The sequence below is a fragment of the Micromonospora sp. NPDC049049 genome (genome assembly GCF_040649115.1).
Lineage (GTDB): Bacteria > Actinomycetota > Actinomycetes > Mycobacteriales > Micromonosporaceae > Micromonospora.
Window position 1 is genome coordinate 15,508 of record NZ_JBEZEX010000015.1, and the last position, 22,328, is coordinate 37,835.

Below are 22,328 nucleotides of genomic sequence, written 5' to 3' on the forward strand. Positions count from 1 at the left end.
GATCCGGGGCGCACACCGGCACCCCGGCGGAAGCAGGACATGACGACGGAGGCCGCGGCGACGGAGGCGCGATCACGCGCCCGTCGGCGGCCGGTCCGGGTGCTCACCCGGAGATGTCGTCGTCACCTGCCACGTCTGCTCCGATCTCCCAGAACTCGGGCGCAAGAATAACCGTGCCGGCTTCGGCTCAGCTCCCGCCCGTGCTCGACGAGCTGTTGTCCGACGAGTTTCCCCGCCGGGACGTGTATCGGCCCGCCAGTCGCCCGGCCCGAGCGCGACGCCCCAGCACGGCGATGATCACCAGCAGCAGGCCAGCGCAGAGCACGACCCCGCCGCCCACCAGTGCCGCCGCCATTCCTGCCGACATGATCGACCGCCCCTCTCCGACCGCGACCGACACGGCCGGACGGGCAGATCCTGACACGATCAGACCGTCCGGGCGCTTGCCCGCAGGGAGTCGATGGTGAGGTCGAGGGCCGCTTCCAGGTGGTCGGTCCTTCCGCTGGAGAGCAGCAGGAGTACGCCGCCCTGAATGCCGGCGAGCAGCGCCGCCGCGGCGCGGTCGGCCTTCACCTCGGGGGCGATGTCGCCGGTCGACTGCATGTGCCGGATGCCCTCGGCGATCTTGGTTTGCCAGCGCCACATGAGCCCGGTCACGATCGCCTGTGCGCCCGGCGCCCGCCGCCCGGTCTGGCCGAGCAGACCGTTGAGCGGGCACTTCACCCCCTGTGCCCGGTAGCGCTCGATCAGTCGGTCACGCCACGCCAGCCAGGCCGGCCAGGACGTCAGGTTGCTGAGCATCGGCTCCTGGTCGAGCAGGACCTGGTCCGCCTCGTGCTGGGCCACCGCCAGCAGCAGTTCTTCCTTCCCGTCCGGGAAGTAGTGGAAAAGTTGGCCCTTGCTGGTGCCGGTGTGGGCCATCACATCCTCGAGGCGTACCTCGTCGACGCCGCGCTCACGGATCTCGGCGGCGGCGCCGGCGACGATCCGCGCCCGGGTGGCCTCACCCTTGCGGGTCAGCGCCCTTGTCATGAGACCTCCCTCACCGATTGCCCCTCGTGCCTGCCCGACTGACCCTAGCTCGGCTTTTGGACTTGCAGGTCCAATTTTGTCGAGCAAAGGTCTGGAAAACGGTCCGCTCGGGCCGCCACGTGATCGAGAGGACACAACGATGAACCACTACTACCTGCTCGGGCGGTCCGGTCTGCGGGTGAGCCGGCTGGCGCTGGGCACCATGAACTTCGGCGTCGACGGATTCCACGCCGCGTACGGCAAGACCGAGGAGGAGGCCGAGCCGATCTTCCGCCGGTATCTGGAATCGGGCGGCAACTTCATCGACACGGCGGACTTCTACACCGCCGGCGAGAGCGAAAAGATCCTCGGCCGGCTGATCGAGCGGGCTGGCGTGCGCGAACGGCTCGTGCTCACCAGCAAGTTCACCAACACCGTCGACCCGAGTGACCCGAACGCGAGCGGCAACGGCCGCAAGCACATCATGCGGGCCGTCGAGGCGTCACTGAGCCGACTGGGCACCGACTACATCGACCTGTACCTGCTGCACACCTGGGACCGGATCACCCCGGTCGAGGAGGTGGTGCACACTCTCGACGACCTGGTGCGTGCCGGCAAGATCCGGTACGCCGGCCTCTCCGACGTACCGGCCTGGTATGCCACCCGGGCGCAGAGCTACGCCGAGGCGCACGGTTTGGCCCCGATGATCAATCTGCAACTGCCGTACTCCCTGGTCAGCCGCGACATCGAGGCGGAGTACGTGGCGATGGCCCAGACCATGGGCATGGGGCTCACCGCATGGAGCCCGATCGCCAGCGGCCTGCTCAGCGGCAAGTACCGCCGCAGCGGCGACGGCCTCAGCGGGACCGGCCGGTTGACCAATCCCGACACTGGCGGCCGCGAGGTCAGCGCCAGCGAGTGGCAGGTCATCGACGCCCTGGAGAGCGTCGCCACCGAGTTGGGCCGCAGCATGGCCCAGGTCGCAATCAACTGGGTCGCCACCCAACCCGCAGTGGCCTCGGTGATCATCGGCGCGAGCAGCGCCGAGCAGATCGGCAGCAACTTCGAGGCGCTCGACTTCGAGATCCCGGCCGACGCGCGTCGCCGTCTCGACGAGGCCAGCGCTCCGCAACTCGGGGTGCCCTACGTGATGTTCACCCCGCAGTACCAGTCCTGGGTGGTGAGCCCCGGCCTCGGCATCGGCGACAAGCCGGCCGGCTACGCCCCGCCGGTGTTCAACGCCAAGTAGAACCTCGCACGACCCCTGCCCCTACCCCTACCCCGCGGGGGATTTAGCGGTGGGTTGGTGTGGGGTCTGGTTCTGGTGCTGGTGCACCCTCGTAGAGCGCCACGTACAGCCGGCGCAGCTCGTCGCCCTCAGCGCCGAGGGCGGCGAGGTTGAGGGTGTTGTGTTCGACGCCCAACGTCTCCGGCAGGGTGCACACCCGCAGCGGTATCGCGTTCGCGTCGGCGATCCGGCGCGGCACGTCGACCGCCGCCCTGAGATCCACCACGCCGTCGAGAGGGCTGATCGCGACCGCCGCGCTCCGCAGACCGGTCCGCCGCGGCGGCTTCGGCAGTGTGCGCGCGATCGTCAGGTACTGGGTGACGGCAGCGAGGGAGTATCCCCGCGACGTGACGCGATCCCGCAGAACGCGACGCCCGTACAGCGTGATGAGCGGTTTCACCGCGTAGGCCGGCGCCTGTCGCGGATTAGGAGCAAAGAACGGCGACAGCAACAGCAGATGCCGTACGACGTTTCCCGGCACCTGGGCCAGCCAGGCGGCCAGCACGGCGCCCCCGGAGATGCCCACGACGCCGACCTCGTCTCCCAGGGCCGCCGCGACGGCCCACCCCTGCGCGGCGTACGTCGTCAGCTCACCGGCCTCGACCCGGTGGTGGGCCCGCCGGTCGACGGTCCCGTGCCGGGGCGCCCGCGGAACCCAGACGTTGTAACCACTGTCGAAGAACTCCTCGGCCAGCCGTTCGTACTGCTCGGGGGCGAGGGTGTAGCCGTGCAAGAGCAGCACGGCCCGGCTGGTACGGGAACCGTGGCTCAGCAGGCGACTGCGCGACTCCGGTCGCACCTCCGGATCGGCCGTCTCGGCGGCGATGAGGGCCGCGGCGGCACTGGTGGCCGTGTCGAAGTCGAGCGGGCGGGCCGGCGCGACCCGTAACCCACTGCGGCCCACCGGCCAGAGGTAGAGCCCGGCGACCGCCGCCGCGACGAGCGCCAACCCGCCGACGAGGAGCGCGATGATCTCCGGCATGGTCAGATGCTGACAGGGGACGCGTTCGACGCCGGCTGAGGGGGTGCGCCCGGGTGACCGGGCGCACCCGGTCAGCTATTCCTTGCTGTTCGGCGGCGCGAAGACGACCCGGGTGCGCAACTGTCGAAAGCCGGTCCGCTCCAACTCTGCCAGTACCGCCACCCGGTGCGAGTCCACGTCGGCGATGACCTCGCGGGCACCACCGGCGGCCAGCACCCGGACCGCCTCGGCCAGCAGCTCGGGCCGGGCGGCCTCGTCGAGCAGGCCGAGGTAGGCGATCAGTGGGAAGCAGGCGTCCCCGGCCGTTCCGGCCAGGCCCACCGGCTTACCTGCGTCCACCACGACGCGCCACTCCTCGGTGGCCTCGCCCAGCCAGGCGAGCGGGTCGGTCGCCAGGTCGACGCCGCCGACGGCTCGGGCGTTCTCGACGCCGGTCAGTACGTCCGGCTCGGCGGTCCTGGCCACCAGGGCGTTGATCTCCGCCACGTCGACGGGTCGACGGAACTCGTACCGCCCGGAGGACGCCGGCAGGGGGGTGCCCGTCCAGGAGCAGCGGAGCCGCTCCCCCCGCTCGACCAGCCCGGCGAGCCGGGCGGCCTCCATGGGCGCCCGCACCACGGCCAGCACCTCGGGTCGACGCCGCCAGTGCGCCGGCAGCGCGGCGTAGTACAGACCGGGACCGCCCAGCGCCTCGTGGGCGGCACGCAGCAGCTCGGCGCCCACCTCCGGCTCGGCGTCCAGGTCGAACCGTTCCAACCACGGGGCACCGATGGCACCCGGCGGGAGGACCCAGGCTGCCCGACCGACCACCCGGCCGGCACGGAGGGCGACCCAGGTGTTCTCGGGCCGGTAGCCGCCGCCGGCGATCCCGTCGGCGTACGCGACCTGGCGCAGTTGGGGCAGCGGATCAGGCATGGAGTCGAACAGGTTTTCCTCGCCCGCGACGAGCGGACGGATGACCAGATCAGTCATGGGTTGGTCCTCCGGGAAGCGCGCGCCCCGGACTCAGATCCGCGCGGACGCCGGAGCGCGGAGGGGGCGCAGAACATCGGACATTGTTCTGACCTCCTTCCAGCTCGACGGCGTGCCCGACGACCATACGCGGACTGGTCGCCGGCCCGCAACAGATCGTCACAGCGTCGGGTTGGTCTCCGACCCACGCTTGTGGGCACGCTGGTCGTACACGGTGATGCCGGCCAGGATCACGGCCGCGACGGCCGCCACGGCGATCGGCGGGAGCAGCACCATCGGCGGGGCCGCCAGGATCAGCGCCGCCGCGCCGAAGTACAGCGCCCGACACCGTGGCGCGGATCGGTTCTCCTTTTCCAGGACGCTCCGACCGATCAGGAACAGCACCGGGCCGCCGAAGATGATGACCACCAGAGCCCAGTCGATCGGCGGGTGCGGATCCTCGATGACCTGACCGAAGCCGACGGCGGTGCAGATGATGCCACCGACGATCAACAGCAGGCTGTAGCTCGCCCACCGCGACAGCTGGATCCCCTCCCCGCTCGGGGTCGAGGCGTGGCCGGATCTGACGTGGTAGAAGTAGATCCGCCAGAACGAGACGACCGCCACGAACGCGGCGATGAGGGCGATGGTTCCCTCGGTGGTGAAGCCCGGGAAGCTGACCGCGGCGCCGGCTTCGAGCACGACCTCGGCGAGGGCGATCATGAAGAACTGGTTGTACCGCTCGGCGAGATGCTCCTGGGAGACGGTGACCCCCAGGCCGGTGAGCTGTCGCTTGCCCATGCGGGGCAGGGGGTAGGTGGTGGCGGCGCCGATCAACTCGATGGCGAGAGCGAGGGTCCAGAAGACGCCCCGACCGAGACCACCGCTGATGCCGCCACTGATCCAGAGCACGCTGGACGCCAGGTGCCAGGTCAGCACCCGGAGCGCGAACGCCTGACCCGCGTGACCCCGCAGGGCGAACGACAGAAAGAGCGGTCGGCCGACCTGGATGACGACGTACGTGCAGGCGAAGACGACCCCGCGTTGGCCGAAGGCCTGCGGCAGGGTGACCGCCAGCACCAGCGTGCCGAACATCGTCGCCAGCAGGACGGCCTGGAGATCGGGGCGCCGGGGGTCGTAGGTGCTCGCCAGCAGGGCGTTGAGCGACCAGATCATCCACATCGCCGTGAAGAACAGGACGGTCTGGCCGGCCTCGGACAGCAGTGTGTGCCGGACGATGGTGAGGTCGTCGGCGACCCGCCCGGCGAGGCGGGCCAGCGCGAAGACGTAGACGATGTCGAAGAGCAGTTCCAGGACGGTCGCCGAGCGGGGGCTCTTGCTGTCCCCGAGCCCACGGAAGAACTCGGTGCGCGTCAGCACGGACGGCGGGACAGCTCAGCCGGCCAGGGTCGTCGGCACGGGCGCACCACTGTGGTGACCCCGTTTCGCTGCCATCGCCCCCGAGCCTCCCTCGCCGACCAGCCCACCTGATGCCTATCTGCGTATTTTATCCATCTTCATCGGCTCTCCGTCGCTGATGGCGGATACCGGGTCGGCGGTACGCCGGATCATCTGTGCCGTCACCCTGCGGTACGAGCCCGGGTCGACGGGGAGCAGCCACTGCCGGGCCCGGGTCAGCGGGCCGACGTTGAGCCCCAGCTCGTCGAGCACCTCGTCGACGTTGTGCATCGAGAACGGGATGATGTTCGTGCCCCGAGCGTGCCGTCCGTTGGTGCGCTTCGTCATCCAGAACAGTCGAGCGCGCACCTCGTCGCGCATCTGGACCTCGGTCGGCAGTGTGATCCCTCCCCGCAGGTACGCAGCCGTCCAGACCGCCGCCATCTCCGCGCTGAGCGGGCTGAAGAACGACGAGTTGTAGCCGGCGAACGTCAGCCGCGGCACGCCGATCGGCAGGATCTGCCGGTAGAGCATGAAGTTGCCGGCGTCGTCCTGAAGCCGGGCGTGCAACGCGTGGTCGAAGAACGGCACGTGCTGGCGGAAGCCCGTACCGCAGATCACCAGGTCGGCAGGGAGCACCGTGCCGTCGGTCAGGCGCGCGGCGGGCCGGCCACCGTCGACCAGCAACTCAGTGATCACCTGTTCCCGGTGGACGGCGATGCGACCGTCGGTGACCCGCTCGAAGAAGCCCTCGGTGGCGAGGCTGACCGTGCTGCGGGCGATGTCCTCGAAGCTGCCGTTGGGCACGAGACCCAGCTCGCGCAGGTTGAACTGCCGGGTCGCGACCGAGCCGACGCTGTCGACCATACGTTTGCGCAGACCGTTCCCCGGGCCGTGCAGGAACCGCTCGAAGCCCTTCAGGTGCAGGTAACGGAAGAGCGCCTCACCCATCCGGGTGAGCAGCAGGTACTTGTAGTTGAGTGCTCCACCGAGCTTGCGGGGCATCTTCCAGAGCAGTTCACGCGCCACCACGTGGGTCTGGGCGGCGACCTCGCTCACCGGGACCGCCACGTCGCAGGACGACTTGCCGTACCCGACCACGAGGACGTTCTTGCCCCGGGCGGCCTCGATGTCGTGGAACTCCCCCGTCGCCAGTACGCGCCCTCCGGCAGCCGCGAAGCTCGCGTGCCCGTCGAAGGACGGGACGACCGGGTCGGAGAAGATGCCGTTGGCGACGACCAGGTGGTCGTACCGTTCCACGGTCAACGGGGCCGGGGCGCCCGCCGGCCGCGAGGTCACCAGCCACCCGGTCTCGTCGTTGACCAACTCGGCCGAGGCGACCTCCGTGGACAGGCGCAGCGCGCTGGCCAGCCCGAACTTCTCCACGTAGCTCTCCAGGTACCGCTGGACCTGCTCACCCGACGGCCACTGCGGGTAGTCGGCGGGCATCGGCAGGTCGGAGAGGTGGTAGGTGCCCTTGTCGTTCTGGGTGTGCAGGCCGGGGTATCGCCGGGTACGACTCCACACCCCGCCGACGTCGGGCGCGCGCTCGAACACTGTGACGTCGAATCCGCTCTGCCGCAGCACCTTGGCTGCGCTCACACCGGCGAATCCGGCACCGACGACGGCAATCCTCATGATCTCCTCCGAAGGACGTACAAACCGTGCCGGCGCTGACCGCCCGCGGTGCTCGCACGCTAGCGAGCAGGCCACGAAGGTCGCTATCCGCTCGACGCGGGCGCTGTCCGCGGTACGCAGCCAGACCCTTTCCTGTCGGGTCGACGGCTTTCGGATCTGGTCCGGCCCGGTCACGCCTTACGGTCAGCGCGACGGGACGCCCGGGAGGTGTCGGATGGATGCGGTGACGGTCCGGACGGACGACGTCGACCGGGCTCGCGCCGAGGTGGGTCGGGTCTTCTGTCCACACCGGCTCACCCCGCAGGCGGGTGTGCACGCAGTGCGACTACGGATGGCGGCTCGCCGGGCGGGCGGGGTGGGCGTCATCGACCTGGACTACGGGCAGGCGGTGCGCATCCAACCGCCAGCCCTGGAGACCTTCTACCTCGTCCAGATCCCCAGCGCCGGCAGCACGATGGTCCGGCACGCCGGTCAGACAGTGACCTCGACCCCCGACGTCGCCTCGGTGCTGTCCCCGTACGACTCCTCGGACATGCGGTGGTCCGAGGGATCACCCCACCGGATCTTCTACGCCGACCGGCGCGCCGTCGACCGGGAACTCGCCCGCCTGCTGGGCCACCCGGTGGACGACCCGGTCCGCCTCGACGTCGGCATGCTCATGACCACTCCGACCGCGCAGGCGTGGGCGCGCGGGGTGGCGTTCCTCGCCGACGAGCTGTCCCAGCCGGCGGACGCGTCCCTGTTCGACCACCCGCAGGTAGCCGCCCGCTTCGAACAGGGGCTCATCGGCAAGCTTTTGCTGGCCCATCAGCACAGCCACTCCCACCTGCTGGCCGAGCCGGGCCAGCACGCCCACCCCGGGCGTCTCGTCCGCCGGGCCTGCGCCCTGATCTCCGAACACCACGGGGAGGCGCTGACCGTCGGTGACGTCGCCCAGGCGCTACGGGTGAGCGTACGGACACTTCAGGACTGCTTCCGCCGTGAACTGCAGATCACCCCGACCGCGTACCTGCGGGCGTGCCGGCTCGACGCGGCGCACCGCACGCTCCGCTCCGCCGCGCCGGGGGCGTCCGTGACGACGGTTGCCCTGCAACACGGCTTCGTGCACCTCGGTCGGTTCGCGACCGAGTATCGGAGCCGCTTCGGCGAGACACCGTCCACGACCCTGCGTCGGTGACGACCGTCGCCTCGTCCCGCCCTCCGCACGGTCGGCCCTTGCCTTGACGCTGACGACAAGGTTTAGCGTGGTCGCGACGGGCCGATGGAGGAGGTTGGATGCTGATCGGCGAGCTGGCTGAGCGGGCCGGCACGAGCCCTCGCACGCTGCGCTACTACGAGGCGCACGGATTGGTACGGGCGCAGCGCTCCCCCAACGGTTACCGCGACTATGACGAGTCGGAGCTACGCGTCGTACGGGAGATCCGGGCGCTGCTCGACGTCGGGTTCGGCCTCGACGATGTTCGGCCGTTCGTCGCCTGCCTCCGGGCCGGCAACACGTCCGGTGACGTCTGCCCGGACTCGGTGCTGGTGCTGCGGCGCAAGATCGTCGAAGTCGAGGCCGTCATCGACCGGCTCGGCGCGGTGCGCCAGCAACTGCACAGTCAACTCACTCAGGCGATCGCACATCGGGAGAAGACATGCCCCAGGAGACGCACATAGGCTCGCTGGTCACCGTCACGGACGACACATTCGCGGAGCTGGTGCTGGCCAGCGACCGACCCGTTGTCGTCGATTTCTGGGCGGACTGGTGTCCCCCCTGCAAGGCCATCGAGAAGAGCCTCGCCGAACTGGCCCAGGAGTTCGGTGACCGGATGGTCGTGGCGAAGCTCAACTCCGACGAGAATCCCAGAGCGACCCGTAGCTACCGGGTGATGTCCCTGCCGACGCTGCTCGTGTTTCGTCAGGGCGAGGTCGTCGGCTCGACAGTGGGGTCCAGGCCGAAGACGTACCTGCGAGAGACCCTGACCGCGCAGGCCGGGTGGTAACGGCCAGCGGTGCGCCCCCGGGGGTCGGTCCAGACGCCCAGGGTTCGCCCGAGATCGTCAGCTGTGGAAATCGTTATCCCGGTGCGGCCGGCCAGTCTCCTGAGGGGAGGCAGGTGACGGATCTTCCGTCATCGTCTCCGTCAGTCAGCGGTACGACCGAACGAGGGAGTCGAGACGATGCGCGCAACCGGCCAGGGTGAGGCGGACGCCGCGAGGGGGAACCGGGGCGTCCACGCGGAACCCCGACGCGGGATGCTCGGCCGCCTCCCGAACAACGTGAGGCGGCTGCTGTGGCCGCTGCTCGTGGCCGCCGCGGTCGCCGTACTGGTGACGGGTGTGATCGTCGTGGTGCAGCCGACCGGGCCGACGCCCGCCCCGGCGGCGACGCAGGCGCTCGACGCGTCACCGTCCACGAGCCCGCTGCCGGGCACACCCGCCGCGGCCACGCCCGCCGCCACGGCGAGCCCGACGGGGACGGCTCCCCCGTCGACGCCGGCGGCGAAGCCGACATCCGGGCGTCCGGTCGCCCCGGCGGCCACCGCGGTGACCTCCAAGCGCAAGGGCGTCGGCGTGTGGACCTTCGACGGCGTCAGCCAGGCGTTGGCCAACTCCGGGGCGAGTTGGTACTACACCTGGGACGTGAAGCACCAGGGCGTCACCAGCCCGCAGGGCACCGAGTTCGTCCCGATGATCTGGGGGGCGAAGAGCGTCACCGCGAGCAACCTGCAACAGGCCAAGCAGAACGGCCGTTACCTGCTCGGCTTCAACGAGCCGGACCTGAAGGGCCAGGCCGAGATGACCGTCGAGCAGGCGCTTGAGCTGTGGCCGCAGTTGCAGGCCACCGGCCTGCCGCTGGGCAGCCCGGCAGTGGCCTGGGGCGGCGACCGGCAGGGCGAGTGGCTCGACCGGTTCATGGCCGGGGCCAAGCAGCGCGGCTATCGTGTCGACTTCATCGCCCTGCACTGGTACGGCGGTGACTTCACCACGGCCAACGCGGTCAACCAGCTCAAGTCGTACCTCCAGGCCGTGCACGACAGGTACAACCTGCCGGTCTGGCTCACCGAGTTCGCCCTGATCGACTTCTCCAACGGCGTCCGTTTCCCCACCCAGGCACAGCAGGCCGCGTTCCTCACCGCGGCGACGAAGATGCTGGGTGGGCTGTCCTGGCTTCAGCGGTACGCGTGGTTCGGCCTGCCCGCGACCGACAAGGACCAGACCGGCCTGTTCCGTACCGGCAGCACCGCCACCGCCGTCGGTCGCGCCTACCAGGCGGCACGCTGACCTACAGCACGTCCACGTGATCTCGCCATGAGTGCCGCGGCTCGTAACCCAGCACCCGGCGGGCCTTGTCGATGCTGAGCAGGGTCTCGTGCTCACCCAGCTCCTTGCGGATCTCGACGCCTGGGTAGACCTCGGCCATCAGGCTGGCGCTGGACCGGGTCATCACGGTGTCGGCGTTGGCGATGACGAAGACGTCGGCACCGGGCTGGTCGTGCGCGAGCGCGCGCTCGACCGCCTGGGCCCCGTCGCGCGCGTCGATGTAGCCCCACAGGTTCCACCGGCGCAGCTGCGGGTCGGCGTCGAACGAGGGGAACGGCGCGTAGTCCTCGACGTCCATCACGTTGGAGAAGCGCAGACCCACCATGACCAGTTCCGGGTCCCACCGGCAGAAGTGCCGGGCCATCTCCTCCTCAAGTGCCTTGTTCAACGAGTACGTCGACTCGGGCCGGGGCGCGTACTCCTCGTCGACCGGCGCGTACGGCGGCGGCGTGTCGAACGGCAACCCGAGCACCGTCTCGCTGGACGCCCAGACGACCCGCTTGATCCCGGCCGCCCGCGCGGCGGCGAACACGTTGTACGTGGCGGCGGAGTTGTTCGCGAACGTGGTCGCGTTCGAGATCAGCCCGGGGGCCGGGACCGCCGCCAGGTGCACGACCGCGTCGACGCCGCCCGCGTGCTCGTCGGCGCCCCCGGTGAACGCCTCCACCACCTGCCCGTAGTCGGTCAGGTCGACCAGGAGGAACTCGCCGTCCACGTCGCGGGGGTCGCGGCCGCCGGCGCGGTCCACCGCCAGCACGTCGACACCCGCGGCCCGTAGGTGGGCGACGACGGCGCGGCCGAGCTTGCCGGAGGCGCCGGTGACGACGACACGCCTGGGCAGTGCGGAGATGCTCATGACCACATCCTCTCCGGCCCGGCACGATGACCCGCTGGCGGGTGGGTCAAGCCCGCCGATGCGGGCGGCCGATCCGATCGCAGAACGGCGGAGCGTAGCAGCCAGCACGGTAAGCGAAAAGCAATCTGCGGGATCCAGACAGGCCTATTGCTGATTCATCGAACGTGACGCAACTTTCAGCCGATGCGCCAAGCCGCAGCATAATGGCACGCTTTCCGTACCCAATTGCAGTCGGTCAGAGGCGACGCACGGTGGGACCTCTCCCGTATCCGATCCCATGGGGGGACCTGTGCTCGACACCCAGCCCTTCATCAACATTGGTGCGACTGCCGGCCTCTACTCGCAGATCGCCGGCGTGCTGGCAGGGTTTGCCTTCACAACTCTTCTGTCCTATCTGGGCCGGCAGCCTGAGGATGCCGGCATTCCCGCTCAGCGACTTCCCAGATCGAAACAGAGCCAGCTCGACGTACGTCAACAGGTGACGGTCGTGCTGTTCAACACGCTGGGTGGGCTGGTCGTATGCGCGGTGCTGTACGGCATGCTCGCCGGCGGTTCTCCGGACAGCGGGAACTCGCTTTCTGGGATGATGGTCAACGGGCCGGCTTTCTGCCTGGCCATCCTCGGCATCTTCTTCTGTACCGCACTGGTTGCCACTCCGTTCACTCACCTCGAGCCAATGCTGGCCTCGGCGCGAGTCCTCCTAGGAGTAGTCGGACCGACGATCGCCATGCTGCTTGTGGCCGGGTCGAGCATGGATCTCTCTCTCAAGGAGTGCCTGGGCACCAGCCCCGCCGAGGATTGCCGGGCGAGCAGCCAAGTTGCATTCTCCCGGCCCTATGGGCTTGGAATTGGCTTAACCCTCCTCCTCGCCTTCCTCGCACTGACCGCACTGATCGTCTTTTGGAGACCGACGGTACCGCCGCCGTCCTGGACCGCCCGCGCCATGGCACATCTCATCATCGGGGTACCCGCGATCACAGTTGTCGGCGCTATCGCGGTCGCCACCATGCCGGCGGACTTCCTGCTACCCGATGCGCTCCAGATATTCATCGAGGTCGCCGCCTTCGTTATCCTGGCTCTGTTCGCCGCCCTGGCTGCCCGCACCTGTCATCACCATCCGCCGAGCTCGTCCGATCGAGCCAACGAATCGCCCACCGATGTCGAGGTCGCTGGATGATGCTGGTCTGGCGGACAGCGGACATCCCCGACCTCCCTACTGTGGCTGGCTACTACTCCCAACTCGCCGGTGTCCTCGCCGGCTTCGGCTTCGCCGGGGTGGTCGGCCTCGTGACCACCCAGTTGGCGGCCCGGAACGCGGCAACGACGGTACTGAGGAGTCTCGGGCCGTTGGTGAGCGCCTTCATCGGGTTGGTTACAGCGAGCCTGGACTATGCCCTGGTGGCGGGAGAACCTATCGGTTCGGCACGCGTCGCGAGCGTGCAGACGGTGGCCGGAATGGGCTTCAGCATTGCCGGCGCGATGCTGATGTACGCGATTTACATTCTGCTCTGCGACCTTCAGCACGATGCGCCACAGGGGCGCTCGCTCAGCATTGCCGCTATCGGTTTTCTACGCAGCATCCTCGTGTCGTACCTTCCAACGGTGCTCGTCCTGCTCATGTGGAGTGGTGTTCGAGACCACCTCGAAAGCCTGAAGGGCCAAGCAACCTTCTACGGATGGCCCGACTGGGTCGCCGTCGGCGCTCTCGGCACAACTCTGCTGGCAGCATTCCTTCTGCGGTTGCTCTTCGGCCGACAGTCAGCCGGTCGCTTCGAGTTGGCTACGAAGGTGTCGCGCCTCGCCACCCAACTGTCCTTCGCCTCGCTACTGGGCTCTGCTGCGCTGATCACATTCACCGAGACGAGCACCTCGGTGCCAACCGCCATACCCGTGGCGGCTCTCGTGCTCGTGGCGGCCTTCTCGGTGATGACCGCTTACTGCGCCAGCCGTTACTTCGGCGAGGCCGATGTTGTTGATACGACCACAGTGCCGCTCGTCGACAACAATCTCGCTGCTGTCGAAAGTTCCCCCGACACGACGTCTACCGCTGGGAAGCGGAAACGAATACTTCAACCACTTGACCAGCAGATCCTGCGGAAGCGATCAATTGAGATATTCCCGCAGGGCTACCTGATGAACATCAGCATCATTCAGGGTGTGGCTCTGAGCGTACTCGTCGTCGAAACCGTCAATACACTGAGACGCGACACCGATCCCCTGCCACTCTTGCCGACCCTCGCGCAGTCGTCTTTGACGCTGGCATGTCTGATCATCGTGTCATATGAGTATCTGTGGTTCTCCACTGTCATGCGGTGGACTCCTACCTTTCGCGACACGGCCATCCCTGTCGTGCTGGGCGTGGGGGAAATCGTCCCACCGCTGCTGTTGGGCAACTCGCGGGCGTGGTGGATCGCCACCGGCGCATTCGCTCTGCTCGGCGCGATGGCCTTCATCAACACCGTCACCCGACTCGAGCCAGGAATGTTTCCTCGGAGCGAGTCGGCGTACAAGGCCATCCGTGGGCTTCTCCTCACCCTGGCTGCGGCTTCGGTCGCGACGGCCGTCCTGTCCGGAGTGATCGCCTACCTGATCGGGCGCGTCTCGTCCGAACAGGTGCTTTCGACGACCGGCGCGCTTTTTATCCTGCTCACTACGGCGCTGTTCGTCGTCGGTCGCTCCGAGCGGGTCCTCAACGACGTCTACGACCGGCACGGCGTCGGCCGGCGGCCACCCCTGTACGAACGGCTACGGCGGGTGGAGGTTCGACTGAGAGACCGTCTCGGCGCTTCTGAGCCTCCGAGATAGTGGCTCGTGGGGCACCAGCCGTCCGCTCGCGGTCGTGGCGACAGACCCCGATCGCGCCACGATCCCGATCAGATCCTGATCGGAGCCGGCAGGTGCGTAACGTGCAGGGGTAAACGTTGTCGCGAAGAGGAGACTTCATGTCCAAGCCACCGCTTCCCGAGGCCGCGGTCGCCATGCTGCAGAAGCCGAACCCGGCCGTCATGACCACGCTTCGCAACGGTGGTCAGCCGGTGTCCGCCGCCACCTGGTACCTGTGGGAGGACGGCCGGATCCTGGTGAACATGGACGAGAGCCGCCGCCGGTTGGAGCACGTCCGCAACGACCCCCGGGTGTCCCTCACCGTGCTCGACGAGGCTGGTTGGTACACCCACGTCAGCATCATCGGGCACGTCGCCGAACTGCGCCCTGACGAGGGCCTGGCGGACATCGACCGGTTGTCGAAGCACTACACCGGCAACGCGTACCCACGGCGGGAACGCGCCCGGGTCAGCGCCCTGATCGAGATCGACCGCTGGCACGGTTGGGGTGCGCAGAAGGACAACAACCAGGTCGGCTGACCGTTGCCGTCCGCCCTGTCGCCTCGACGGCTGCCGTCGGGGCGACAGGGCGCCGGCCGTCAGGGCGTCAGGGCGGGGGCGGACCGGGCGCCGACGCGGGTCACCAGGTAGCCGAAGGCCGCCGCGGTGAAGAACATGACGATGCCGTAGACGGCTCCCGGGATCGCCATCTGGGTGCTGTTGAGCAGCGCCGGGCTGAGCGCGATCGTGATGGCCAGGGTGCTGTTGTGGATGCCGATCTCGAAGCCGGCGGCCGTCGCGGCGCTCCGGTCGACGCCGGCGAGGCGCGGTACCCCGTACCCGATGGCGAGGCTGAGCAGGTTGAAGGCGAGCACGGCCAGGCCGACCGAGACGAAGTAGTCGGCGATGTTCTCCCGGTCGCCGAGCACCGCGCCGGCGATCACCGCGACGAGTACGACGACGGAGAGGATCCGGACCGGGCGGTTCAGCCGCTCGGCCACCTGGGGCATCCGCGCCCGGATGAGCATGCCGATCGCGACCGGGACGAGCACGATGGCGAAGACCTGGAGCACCTTGTCGAACTGCAGGCCGATGCTCCTGCCGTCGGGTAGGAAGTACGCCGCCGACAGGTTGACCAGGATCGGCAGGGTGAACACGGCGAGCACCGAGTTGATGGCGGTCAGGGTGATGTTCAGGGCCACGTGCCCGCCGAACAGGTGGCTGTAGAGGTTGGCGGTGGTGCCGCCCGGTGACGCGGCGAGCAGCATCATGCCGACGGCCAGTTCGGGTGCCAGGTCGAACGCGAGGACGAGGCAGAAGCAGAGCGCCGGCAGCACGAGCACCTGGCAGACCAGGGCGATGACGGCGGCTCGCGGATGCTGGGCCACCCGGCGGAAGTCCGCCATGGTCAGTCCTAGACCCAGACCGAGCATGATGATGCCGAGTGCGACGGGTAGTCCGATCAGTGTCAGGGCGGAGTCCATGGCACAACATCGTTACCACCGGGTAACGCGTTCACAATCCCCCGTGCGGACGGACGCCTCTTGACCGTAGACGGTGACCGGCTTAACTTCATCAATCAGATAAGTCTCTTAACTAATTCTGCTTGATGTCTCGTGGAGTGTGCCGATGCGACCATTCCGTCACCGCCGTCTCACCGCCGTCGTCGCTCTGACGACCCTTCTGGTCACCGCCGCCCCACCGACCGCCGCGAACGCGGGCGCCAAGCCCGAACGCGCCGGCTACCACCGGGTCGGCTACTTCACCCAGTGGGGAATCTACGGCCGGGCCTTCCCGGTCAAGAAGCTCGAAACCTCCGGGGCGGCGAGCCGCCTCACCCACCTCAACTACGCCTTCGGCAACGTCAGCGAGGACGGTCGCTGCTACGTCGACGGTGGGCCGGGTGAGGGCGACGCCTGGGCCGACTACCAGCGCCCCGTCCCGGCCGAGGAGAGCGTCGACGGTGTCGCGGACGCCCCGGGCCAGGCGCTCAACGGCAACTTCGGCCAGCTCGCCAAGCTGAAGGCCAAGCACCCCAAGCTGCAGGTGCTGATCTCGCTGGGCGGCTGGAGCTGGTCGACGTACTTCTCGAACGCGGCCCGCACCGACGCGTCCCGCAAGGCGTTCGTCACGTCCTGCATCGACCTCTACCTCAAGGGCAACCTGCCGGGCACCACCGCCGGTGCCGGGGCCGGCGTCTTCGACGGCATCGACCTCGACTGGGAGTGGCCCGGCTCAGACGGTGAGCCCGGCAACGTGATCCGCCCGGAGGACCGGGAAAACTTCACCAAGCTGCTCGCCGAGTTCCGCCGGCAGCTCGACGGGTATGGGCGCACGACCCGCGCGCATCACCCGCTGACCGCGTTCCTGCCGGCCAGCCCGGCCACCATGGACGCCGGCTACGAGGGCCGCAAGATCTTCAAGTACCTGGACTTCGCCACCGTGCAGGGGTACGACTTCCACGGCGGCTGGGACGCACGGGCCAACCAGCAGTCGGCGCTACGCGTCCCGGCGGGTGCCCCGGACAACCCGGACTTCTCCGTCGAGGTCGCCATCGACGGGTGGATCGCCCGTGGAGCGCCGCGCGACAAGCTCGTGCTCGGCATCCCCTACTACGGTCGCGGCTGGACCGGCATCACCGGCGGCGGCAACGGTCTGTTCCAGCCGGCCACCGGGCCCGCGCCGGCCACCTTCGAGGCCGGGTACGAGGACTACAAGAACCTCAAGACCCTGGCCGGCAACGGCTACACCGTGCATCGCGACCTGCGCGCCGGACACGCCTGGTTGTTCGACGGTACGACGTTGTGGACGTACGACGATCCGGCGGTCGTGTTGCAGAAGACGCTCTACATCCGACGGGCCGGCCTGGCCGGCGCGATGATCTGGTCACTCGACGGCGACGACGACAACGCCACGCTGACCAAGACGATCGGCCTCGGTCTGACGACCTGGTAGCCGTACCCGATCCACCCGGCCCGCCGCCGGCCGACTCCTCGGCTGGCGGCGGGCGGCGGTGAACCGCCAGTGCGTCACGCCGTCGGGCTGCTGTTACCCGACGTGCCGAGGTGGATGTCGACGTCCGCGGCCCCGGTCATCTGGTCGTACGCCCTGGTCTTGAGCCGGTTGGTCTGCAGCTCGCCGTCGAGCAGCGCGGCCCGCAGAGCCTCCGCGTCCGTGATCTCCTTGCTGGTGATCGCGTCCGCCGCGGTCGTCGCACCCTGCACGACCTCCAGGTGAGTGCCGTCGGTGGGCATCAGCTCGGCCCACTTGGCAAGGCAGTAGACCCGCTCCGGCACCTCCTGGCACTCGCTGGTCAGGTCGGGCATCTCGTCGCCGGTGCCGAGGTGACTGGTGCGGAACGCTGCCAGTTCGTCGACGAACGCGGCCAGTTGCTCCTCCACCGCCGGCGCGAGCCGGGTCGCCACCGCCTTGCCGAAGATCCACCGCAGCGCGGCAAGCTCCATACCGGCCCGCACCGGGAGGTAGAGCTTGGCCCAGCTGGCGTTGAGGAAGTCGCTCGGGTCGCGCTCGGGGGCACGGGCGTCACCGGCTGACCACCAGCCGGGGTACGACACGAACGAGGCGCGCTCCCAGTCGAAGACGCGGTGCCAGAAGTCAATCTCCCACGCCTCGTCCCGCACACTGGCCGGGAAGTGCGCCTCGACGATCTGCGAGACCATCTCGTTGACCGGTGAGTAGCCGCCGCGCAGCCGCGCCTCGAACTCGTCCCCGGCCTCCTCGGCCGCCGCCAGCGCCGCCTCGCGCGTGTCCTGCCAGGCTTGCAGATCCGTGAGATAGCCAGCCACCAGCGCGTTGTAGGCGGCGTCGTCGGCATTCTGGTCGACCTGCGTCGGGGTACGCCGGAACGTGGCGGCGAGCTGCACGTCGGCGCCGGGACCGGCGAGCCAGCTGGCCGCGCCGACGTGGATGCGTACCCGCAGTGCCGGCTGACCGTTGACGTCGGTGACCACCGGAACGCCGACCACCCGAGCCGCGATGCCCGTCGGCGGCCGGCGGGTGATCAGGTTGAGGTTCTGCCGAATGGTCTCGATGTCACCGTCCCACTCCCACCCGCTGTCGAAGGTGACGTCGATGTCGTAGTCGGCGCTCATGTCGCCGGTGAAGCCCCACTTGTCGAGTGTGACCACCGGGGAGTGGATGGTGCGGGTCTCCACGGCGGCCGGCACGCCGGGTGCGGGGCGCACCGGCTTTACCGGCATGGTGGGCAGCGCGGCGAGAGCGTTGTCTCTGATCCGCTGGCGCCCGTCTGTGATCTTCTTGGCGAACGCCAGCGCCGGGTCCTTCACCGTCGGCGCCCAGCACACCCTGGCGCCGTACCGTTCGTGGGCCAGCTCCAGGCGTTGCAGCACCTTGAAGTAGTGCAGCGTGATCGGCGTTACCCGGTTGGGATTGCGGACGGTCCGCTTCGAGGTCGACTCCATGCCGGTCTCGCTCACCAGCTTGAAGTCGGTCTTGTGCTGGGTGCGGTAGCGGGCGGCGACCTTGGAGGTGGCGGTCTGACTGTCCTTCACCGCACGGCGGCTGGTCTCCTGGCTGGCCGCCGTCACGCTGCGCGTGTAGCCGATCGTGTGGCTGGCGTTGAAGGTGCCCCAGACACCGGTCGGGCTGGTGTACTGGCCGGTGTGGCTGGCGTTGAGCCCCCAGGTGTCGGTGAGCGACTTCTGCCGCTCGAAGCCCTCCTGTAGTTCCGTGGTGAGCGCGCTGGTCAGCTCGACGTCCGTCTGCCTCTCGGTCTCGTCCTGCTCCTCCAGGGTCAGCTCACGCTTGGTGTAGGTGCGCTGCTCCAGCACCGCCTCCTCGCCGGGCGCGAGCGCCAACGCGTAGACGTGCTCGCCGAGCGCGAAGCCCACCGGCCGGATCCGGGTCCGGTCGAGGAACGCGATGCCCACGTCGGACTGGAGCAGGCCGGCGACGAACTCCGCCTCCTGGTCGCCGAGGATGCTCTGGCGCCGAGCCGGCGGCTCCCGGTAGATCATGCCGGAGTCCTGCCCCGGCAGCGCCGCCTCGGCGGCGTCCATGTCGTTGGCCTTCCACAGCTCCGACAGACCGAGTTCCTTGAGCAGGTGCGGCAGCCGGTCCTGGGAGAGCCCGCCGTACCGCATCGCCTCGATCAACGCCTGCTTGACGTAGAAGGGCAACAGCGGCGTCTGCCCGTCGTCGAAGGTGAGCTGGACCGGCACGAAGTAGTTGGAGTAGACGTAGCGGTCGGAGTGCGCGTTACTGAACCCCAGCGTCGCCAGGTCCGCCTCGGCGACGACGACTTCACCCATCGGTGCTCCTCTAAAGTGGCAGTTTGTAAAGGGCGTGCAGACCCTGGTAGGTCATTTCGTGCGAGGTGACGAAGAACCCGGGAAACAACTGGCTGAGGGCGGCCTGCCGGACGACGGTCTCTCGCACCGCGTGCGCCGTCAGCTCCTCCAGGCCGGCGACGACCTCAGCCGGCACCCCGCCCTTGCTGGCCCGCTGGTAGGCGTCCGCGATCGCCTCCCAGCGACCGTCGAACGCCTCGCCGAGGTCGTCGGCGACCGTGCCCCACGTCTTCTCGAAGCGCTCCAGCTTCGTCGACGCGGTCCAGTCCACGTTGGTGACCCGGGCCGCCTCCGAATCGACCAACAGCAGGTCGCTGCGAAGCTCACCGACGGTGGTGGACGCCTTCCAGCCGAACCGCTCGGCGAGGTGGGTGGCCAACGCCTTTTCCGCGCCGGCCGCGGCCGGGCTCCTGGTGAACCCGACGAGACGCAGCAGCAGGTCCCGGTCCGGGTGGCTGAGCAGGAGTTGAGCGACCGTCTGCCGTAGCACCGCGTCGGAGCCACGCAGGGCCGCAGCCAGCTCCGGGTTGGCCGCGCGGACCGCTTCGACGACAGTGGCGAGCGACTTCTCCGCGAACGGCTGCAACCCCGGTGAGCGAGCGACCAACTGGGCGGTCTCGGCAGCCATCCGCCGGTGTACCTGTTGGCCGAGCCGCCACGGTTGTGCCTGCCCGGCCTTCCGCAGCGCGCGGAACTCCTCGTACGCGGCGGTCTGCAACGCCCGGTTGAACACGGTGGTCAGGCGCTGCTCGAGCTGACGGGCGATGGCGGCCCGCACTGCGGCGGCCCGGATGTCGCGGGGGGTCTTGGGCGGTTTGAGCTCGCGCAGGTCCTCGACCCGCTTGATGATCTCGTCGAGCGCCTGGTTCAGCTCCGCTCGGCTGGCCGAACGACCTGCCGACGACACGGTCTCCGACATGCACGCCATCAGGACCGGTTTGCCGTCGGCGCTGATCAGCGCGCTGAGCCGGGCGCCCGCACCCGCCCCGGCGAACGCCTCGGCGTGCGCGGCCTGGTTGAACACCGTCAGGGTCAGCTCGGCATCGACGAGCAGCGCCCGGCCGTGCCGGAACAACGCGTCGAGCACCTTCGGGGGGAACAGGGTACGCAGCACCGCCAGGCCTACCTGCGGCGTGGCGAGCAGTGCCGCCCGGCCGATCGCGACGAGCAGCGCGGCGATCTGGGTGGTCAGGAGACGGACCTCGGCGGCAGCCTCCCGGGCGCCCACGATCAGCAGCGGCACGTACCGGATCGCGGCGCGCACCGCCACGCCACCGAGTAGCCGGACCAGGTGGACCAGGCCGGTCAGCACCTGGAACAGGTCGCCGGCGATCCGGCCGAGCAGCCGGCCGGCGGCGAACGGATCGAGATCCTCCAGGTGCCGCCCGAATTCCGTCGCCCAGCCGCGCCAGAGCGTCAGCAGCCGCTCGGGCACTGTGCTCGGGTCCAGCGCGGCCACGACGCCGGCCAGCGCCTCGCGGACGACGGTGGCCTGCTCGGCAAGACGTCGCAGGCCGGCCCGGGGGTCCACGGTGAGCACGATCAGGGTGGTGAACTGCTCCTGCTGGAGCCGACCGACCAGTTGCATCAGTTTGCCGAGGTCGACCACCACAGTCGCCAACGACTCCCCGACGCCCACCAGGAAGCCGTCGAGGAACAGCTTCGGATTGATGCCGTTCCAGGCCGCGTAGTGGCGCATCGCGTCGAACAGCGCGGGGTCGAGGCCGAGCAGGAACCGTCGGAACGCGCCGTCCGCGTCGACGTCGGAGGCCGCCAGGTCGAAGAACTCCTCGGCCAGCCCGAGCCTCGCCAGCATCGCGACCAGGTCCCAGACGTTGTCGGCGGAGATCCGGCCGGTCATCGCCTGCAACACCCGGTCGCGGGTCATCGAGCGGGTGGCGTGCGCGTCCACCCAGTACCGTACGGTCAGCGCGACGAACTCCACCCGCGGATCCTGGGTCCGTACGCCGTAGACCGCCGCCCGGTTCTCGGCGGACACCCGCGGCACACTGAACCAGTCCCGGATCATGACGGTCTCGCCCGTCGGTTGCCCCAACTTCCCCACCTCCTCCGGCGCAGTGCACTGTCCGGGCAAGGGGATTCGGGCGGTAGCGCTGGGTCGAGAACCCGACATGGATCCACTTCGGAGCGCGTGGCCGGGTGATCGTGCAGCGATCGATATCGGTCATCGTCGAGGCGGGTGCACATCGTCTGCCGTCGGGTGCGGACGGCCGGTCGACCTGCTCGGGCCGGAGCGGCTCAGCGGTCGTTCGTCTCGACCGTCGGTCGGTGATCGGCCAGAGCACGCACCGCAGCCTCGATGAGCGCTGTCACCTGATCCATGTCACGAGCACCGCGGACGTCCAACTCGGCCGACCAGCCGTCCGCACCGGTGAGCCGCACCGTCACGTCGTCGCGGCGGTGGGTCAACCAGCCGGCGATCGCCTGCACCAGCACCATGATGGCGCCGCCGCCGTCGACGGCGACCACCAGCACGTCAGTGGCACCCGCGGCGGGCGCGGTGGTCACACTGTCACGGAGCCGGTTCTCGGCGCGAAGCCAGGACCCCAGAGAACGTCGAGCATCGGCAGAGGGAAGATCCGGACAGACCGACAGCGTGATCGTCTCCTGAGACGCGGGCAACGTCTTCTCCTTCCGGCGAAGGCCAACCCCACTCCGTCATCCTGCCAGCCGGCGTGGCCCTCGGCAGCCCTCGCAGTCACCGAAGTCGATCAGAGCTTGACCGT

20 protein-coding genes are annotated in these 22,328 nt (G+C 69.0%); 9 read left to right on the forward strand and 11 right to left on the reverse strand.

Features of this window, described 5'->3' with window-relative positions; all coding sequences use genetic code 11:
* Positions 1-187 precede the first annotated feature (187 nt).
* Both AB0B68_RS17030 and AB0B68_RS17035 read right to left on the reverse strand, forming a co-directional pair.
* Positions 188-367 carry a hypothetical protein gene (locus AB0B68_RS17030; protein ID WP_357260902.1) on the reverse strand — a complete coding sequence of 60 codons (180 nt, stop codon included), beginning with the start codon at positions 365-367 and terminating at the stop codon, positions 188-190.
* Between the two features lie 59 nt (positions 368-426).
* Positions 427-1,032, reverse strand: a complete 606-nt coding sequence (locus AB0B68_RS17035) for a TetR/AcrR family transcriptional regulator (RefSeq protein WP_357260904.1) — start codon at positions 1,030-1,032, stop codon at positions 427-429.
* A gap of 139 nt (positions 1,033-1,171) precedes the next feature.
* Here AB0B68_RS17035 and AB0B68_RS17040 point away from each other — a divergent pair, with 139 nt between their 5' ends.
* A complete protein-coding gene (locus AB0B68_RS17040; RefSeq protein WP_357201758.1) occupies positions 1,172-2,260 on the forward strand; it encodes an aldo/keto reductase in 1,089 nt (362 codons plus the stop codon).
* A 43-nt stretch (positions 2,261-2,303) separates the two neighbouring features.
* Here the strand turns inward: AB0B68_RS17040 and AB0B68_RS17045 are convergent, their stop codons facing one another.
* The 4 genes from AB0B68_RS17045 to AB0B68_RS17060 form a co-directional block, all read right to left on the reverse strand.
* Positions 2,304-3,281 (reverse strand): alpha/beta fold hydrolase, encoded by a 978-nt coding sequence (locus tag AB0B68_RS17045; RefSeq protein WP_357260907.1) that lies wholly within the window; start codon positions 3,279-3,281, stop codon positions 2,304-2,306.
* A gap of 75 nt (positions 3,282-3,356) precedes the next feature.
* Positions 3,357-4,253, reverse strand: a complete 897-nt coding sequence (locus AB0B68_RS17050) for an acetyltransferase (RefSeq protein ID WP_357260911.1) — start codon at positions 4,251-4,253, stop codon at positions 3,357-3,359.
* A gap of 159 nt (positions 4,254-4,412) precedes the next feature.
* The gene (locus AB0B68_RS17055) at positions 4,413-5,612 is read right to left on the reverse strand and encodes a low temperature requirement protein A (protein ID WP_357201766.1); all 1,200 of its coding nucleotides are present in this window, start codon (positions 5,610-5,612) and stop codon (positions 4,413-4,415) included.
* A gap of 114 nt (positions 5,613-5,726) precedes the next feature.
* Positions 5,727-7,268: an NAD(P)/FAD-dependent oxidoreductase gene (locus AB0B68_RS17060; protein ID WP_357260914.1), complete on the reverse strand. Its 1,542-nt coding sequence runs from the start codon at positions 7,266-7,268 to the stop codon at positions 5,727-5,729.
* Positions 7,269-7,482: 214 nt separating this feature from the next.
* On the opposite strand from AB0B68_RS17060, the gene AB0B68_RS17065 reads away from it, so the two are divergent.
* From AB0B68_RS17065 to AB0B68_RS17080, 4 genes are all read left to right on the forward strand, one after another.
* Complete coding sequence (locus AB0B68_RS17065; protein ID WP_357260917.1) at positions 7,483-8,445, forward strand: AraC family transcriptional regulator; 963 nt, start codon at positions 7,483-7,485, stop codon at positions 8,443-8,445.
* A 98-nt stretch (positions 8,446-8,543) separates the two neighbouring features.
* Positions 8,544-8,927, forward strand: coding sequence for a MerR family transcriptional regulator (locus AB0B68_RS17070; protein WP_357201775.1), 384 nt, complete (start codon positions 8,544-8,546; stop codon positions 8,925-8,927).
* Complete coding sequence (gene trxA / locus AB0B68_RS17075) at positions 8,906-9,253, forward strand: thioredoxin (RefSeq protein ID WP_357201778.1); 348 nt, start codon at positions 8,906-8,908, stop codon at positions 9,251-9,253. The genes AB0B68_RS17070 and trxA overlap by 22 nt, the downstream gene beginning before the upstream one ends.
* A gap of 177 nt (positions 9,254-9,430) precedes the next feature.
* Positions 9,431-10,534: a glycoside hydrolase family protein gene (locus AB0B68_RS17080; protein WP_357201781.1), complete on the forward strand. Its 1,104-nt coding sequence runs from the start codon at positions 9,431-9,433 to the stop codon at positions 10,532-10,534.
* Between the two features lies 1 nt (position 10,535).
* Here the strand turns inward: AB0B68_RS17080 and AB0B68_RS17085 are convergent, their stop codons facing one another.
* Positions 10,536-11,429 carry an NAD(P)-dependent oxidoreductase gene (locus AB0B68_RS17085; RefSeq protein ID WP_357201785.1) on the reverse strand — a complete coding sequence of 298 codons (894 nt, stop codon included), beginning with the start codon at positions 11,427-11,429 and terminating at the stop codon, positions 10,536-10,538.
* Positions 11,430-11,718: 289 nt separating this feature from the next.
* Here AB0B68_RS17085 and AB0B68_RS17090 point away from each other — a divergent pair, with 289 nt between their 5' ends.
* The 3 genes from AB0B68_RS17090 (at position 11,719) to AB0B68_RS17100 (ending at position 14,791) form a co-directional block, all read left to right on the forward strand.
* On the forward strand, positions 11,719-12,606 hold the full coding sequence (locus AB0B68_RS17090; RefSeq protein WP_357260920.1) for a hypothetical protein: 888 nt from the start codon (positions 11,719-11,721) through the stop codon (positions 12,604-12,606).
* Positions 12,603-14,234, forward strand: a complete 1,632-nt coding sequence (locus AB0B68_RS17095; RefSeq protein WP_357260923.1) for a hypothetical protein — start codon at positions 12,603-12,605, stop codon at positions 14,232-14,234. Before AB0B68_RS17090 ends, AB0B68_RS17095 begins: the two co-directional genes overlap by 4 nt.
* A 137-nt stretch (positions 14,235-14,371) precedes the next feature.
* The gene (locus AB0B68_RS17100) at positions 14,372-14,791 is read left to right on the forward strand and encodes a PPOX class F420-dependent oxidoreductase (protein WP_196926210.1); all 420 of its coding nucleotides are present in this window, start codon (positions 14,372-14,374) and stop codon (positions 14,789-14,791) included.
* A gap of 59 nt (positions 14,792-14,850) precedes the next feature.
* On the opposite strand, the gene AB0B68_RS17105 is transcribed toward AB0B68_RS17100, so the two are convergent.
* Positions 14,851-15,735, reverse strand: coding sequence for a bile acid:sodium symporter family protein (locus tag AB0B68_RS17105; protein WP_357260926.1), 885 nt, complete (start codon positions 15,733-15,735; stop codon positions 14,851-14,853).
* A 145-nt stretch (positions 15,736-15,880) separates the two neighbouring features.
* On the opposite strand from AB0B68_RS17105, the gene AB0B68_RS17110 reads away from it, so the two are divergent.
* Positions 15,881-17,206 (forward strand): glycoside hydrolase family 18 protein, encoded by a 1,326-nt coding sequence (locus tag AB0B68_RS17110; protein ID WP_357260929.1) that lies wholly within the window; start codon positions 15,881-15,883, stop codon positions 17,204-17,206.
* A 74-nt stretch (positions 17,207-17,280) separates the two neighbouring features.
* On the opposite strand, the gene AB0B68_RS17115 is transcribed toward AB0B68_RS17110, so the two are convergent.
* The 3 genes from AB0B68_RS17115 to AB0B68_RS17125 form a co-directional block, all read right to left on the reverse strand.
* Positions 17,281-19,542 carry a hypothetical protein gene (locus AB0B68_RS17115; protein ID WP_357260931.1) on the reverse strand — a complete coding sequence of 754 codons (2,262 nt, stop codon included), beginning with the start codon at positions 19,540-19,542 and terminating at the stop codon, positions 17,281-17,283.
* A gap of 10 nt (positions 19,543-19,552) precedes the next feature.
* Positions 19,553-21,646 carry a hypothetical protein gene (locus AB0B68_RS17120; protein WP_357260934.1) on the reverse strand — a complete coding sequence of 698 codons (2,094 nt, stop codon included), beginning with the start codon at positions 21,644-21,646 and terminating at the stop codon, positions 19,553-19,555.
* A gap of 194 nt (positions 21,647-21,840) precedes the next feature.
* Positions 21,841-22,224, reverse strand: a complete 384-nt coding sequence (locus AB0B68_RS17125; protein WP_357201800.1) for a hypothetical protein — start codon at positions 22,222-22,224, stop codon at positions 21,841-21,843.
* Positions 22,225-22,328: the final 104 nt, after the last annotated feature.

What these genes read in the sequence shown, in the direction of transcription:
- AB0B68_RS17030 (WP_357260902.1), bottom strand. Translation starts at nt 367, where the DNA reads ATGTCGGCAGGAATGGCGGCGGCACTGGTGGGCGGCGGGGTCGTGCTC.
- AB0B68_RS17035 (WP_357260904.1), bottom strand. Translation starts at nt 1,032, where the DNA reads ATGACAAGGGCGCTGACCCGCAAGGGTGAGGCCACCCGGGCGCGGATC.
- AB0B68_RS17040 (WP_357201758.1), top strand. Translation starts at nt 1,172, where the DNA reads ATGAACCACTACTACCTGCTCGGGCGGTCCGGTCTGCGGGTGAGCCGG.
- AB0B68_RS17045 (WP_357260907.1), bottom strand. Translation starts at nt 3,281, where the DNA reads ATGCCGGAGATCATCGCGCTCCTCGTCGGCGGGTTGGCGCTCGTCGCG.
- AB0B68_RS17050 (WP_357260911.1), bottom strand. Translation starts at nt 4,253, where the DNA reads ATGACTGATCTGGTCATCCGTCCGCTCGTCGCGGGCGAGGAAAACCTG.
- AB0B68_RS17060 (WP_357260914.1), bottom strand. Translation starts at nt 7,268, where the DNA reads ATGAGGATTGCCGTCGTCGGTGCCGGATTCGCCGGTGTGAGCGCAGCC.
- AB0B68_RS17065 (WP_357260917.1), top strand. Translation starts at nt 7,483, where the DNA reads ATGGATGCGGTGACGGTCCGGACGGACGACGTCGACCGGGCTCGCGCC.
- AB0B68_RS17070 (WP_357201775.1), top strand. Translation starts at nt 8,544, where the DNA reads ATGCTGATCGGCGAGCTGGCTGAGCGGGCCGGCACGAGCCCTCGCACG.
- trxA (WP_357201778.1), top strand. Translation starts at nt 8,906, where the DNA reads ATGCCCCAGGAGACGCACATAGGCTCGCTGGTCACCGTCACGGACGAC.
- AB0B68_RS17080 (WP_357201781.1), top strand. Translation starts at nt 9,431, where the DNA reads ATGCGCGCAACCGGCCAGGGTGAGGCGGACGCCGCGAGGGGGAACCGG.
- AB0B68_RS17085 (WP_357201785.1), bottom strand. Translation starts at nt 11,429, where the DNA reads ATGAGCATCTCCGCACTGCCCAGGCGTGTCGTCGTCACCGGCGCCTCC.
- AB0B68_RS17095 (WP_357260923.1), top strand. Translation starts at nt 12,603, where the DNA reads ATGATGCTGGTCTGGCGGACAGCGGACATCCCCGACCTCCCTACTGTG.
- AB0B68_RS17100 (WP_196926210.1), top strand. Translation starts at nt 14,372, where the DNA reads ATGTCCAAGCCACCGCTTCCCGAGGCCGCGGTCGCCATGCTGCAGAAG.
- AB0B68_RS17105 (WP_357260926.1), bottom strand. Translation starts at nt 15,735, where the DNA reads ATGGACTCCGCCCTGACACTGATCGGACTACCCGTCGCACTCGGCATC.
- AB0B68_RS17110 (WP_357260929.1), top strand. Translation starts at nt 15,881, where the DNA reads ATGCGACCATTCCGTCACCGCCGTCTCACCGCCGTCGTCGCTCTGACG.
- AB0B68_RS17115 (WP_357260931.1), bottom strand. Translation starts at nt 19,542, where the DNA reads ATGGGTGAAGTCGTCGTCGCCGAGGCGGACCTGGCGACGCTGGGGTTC.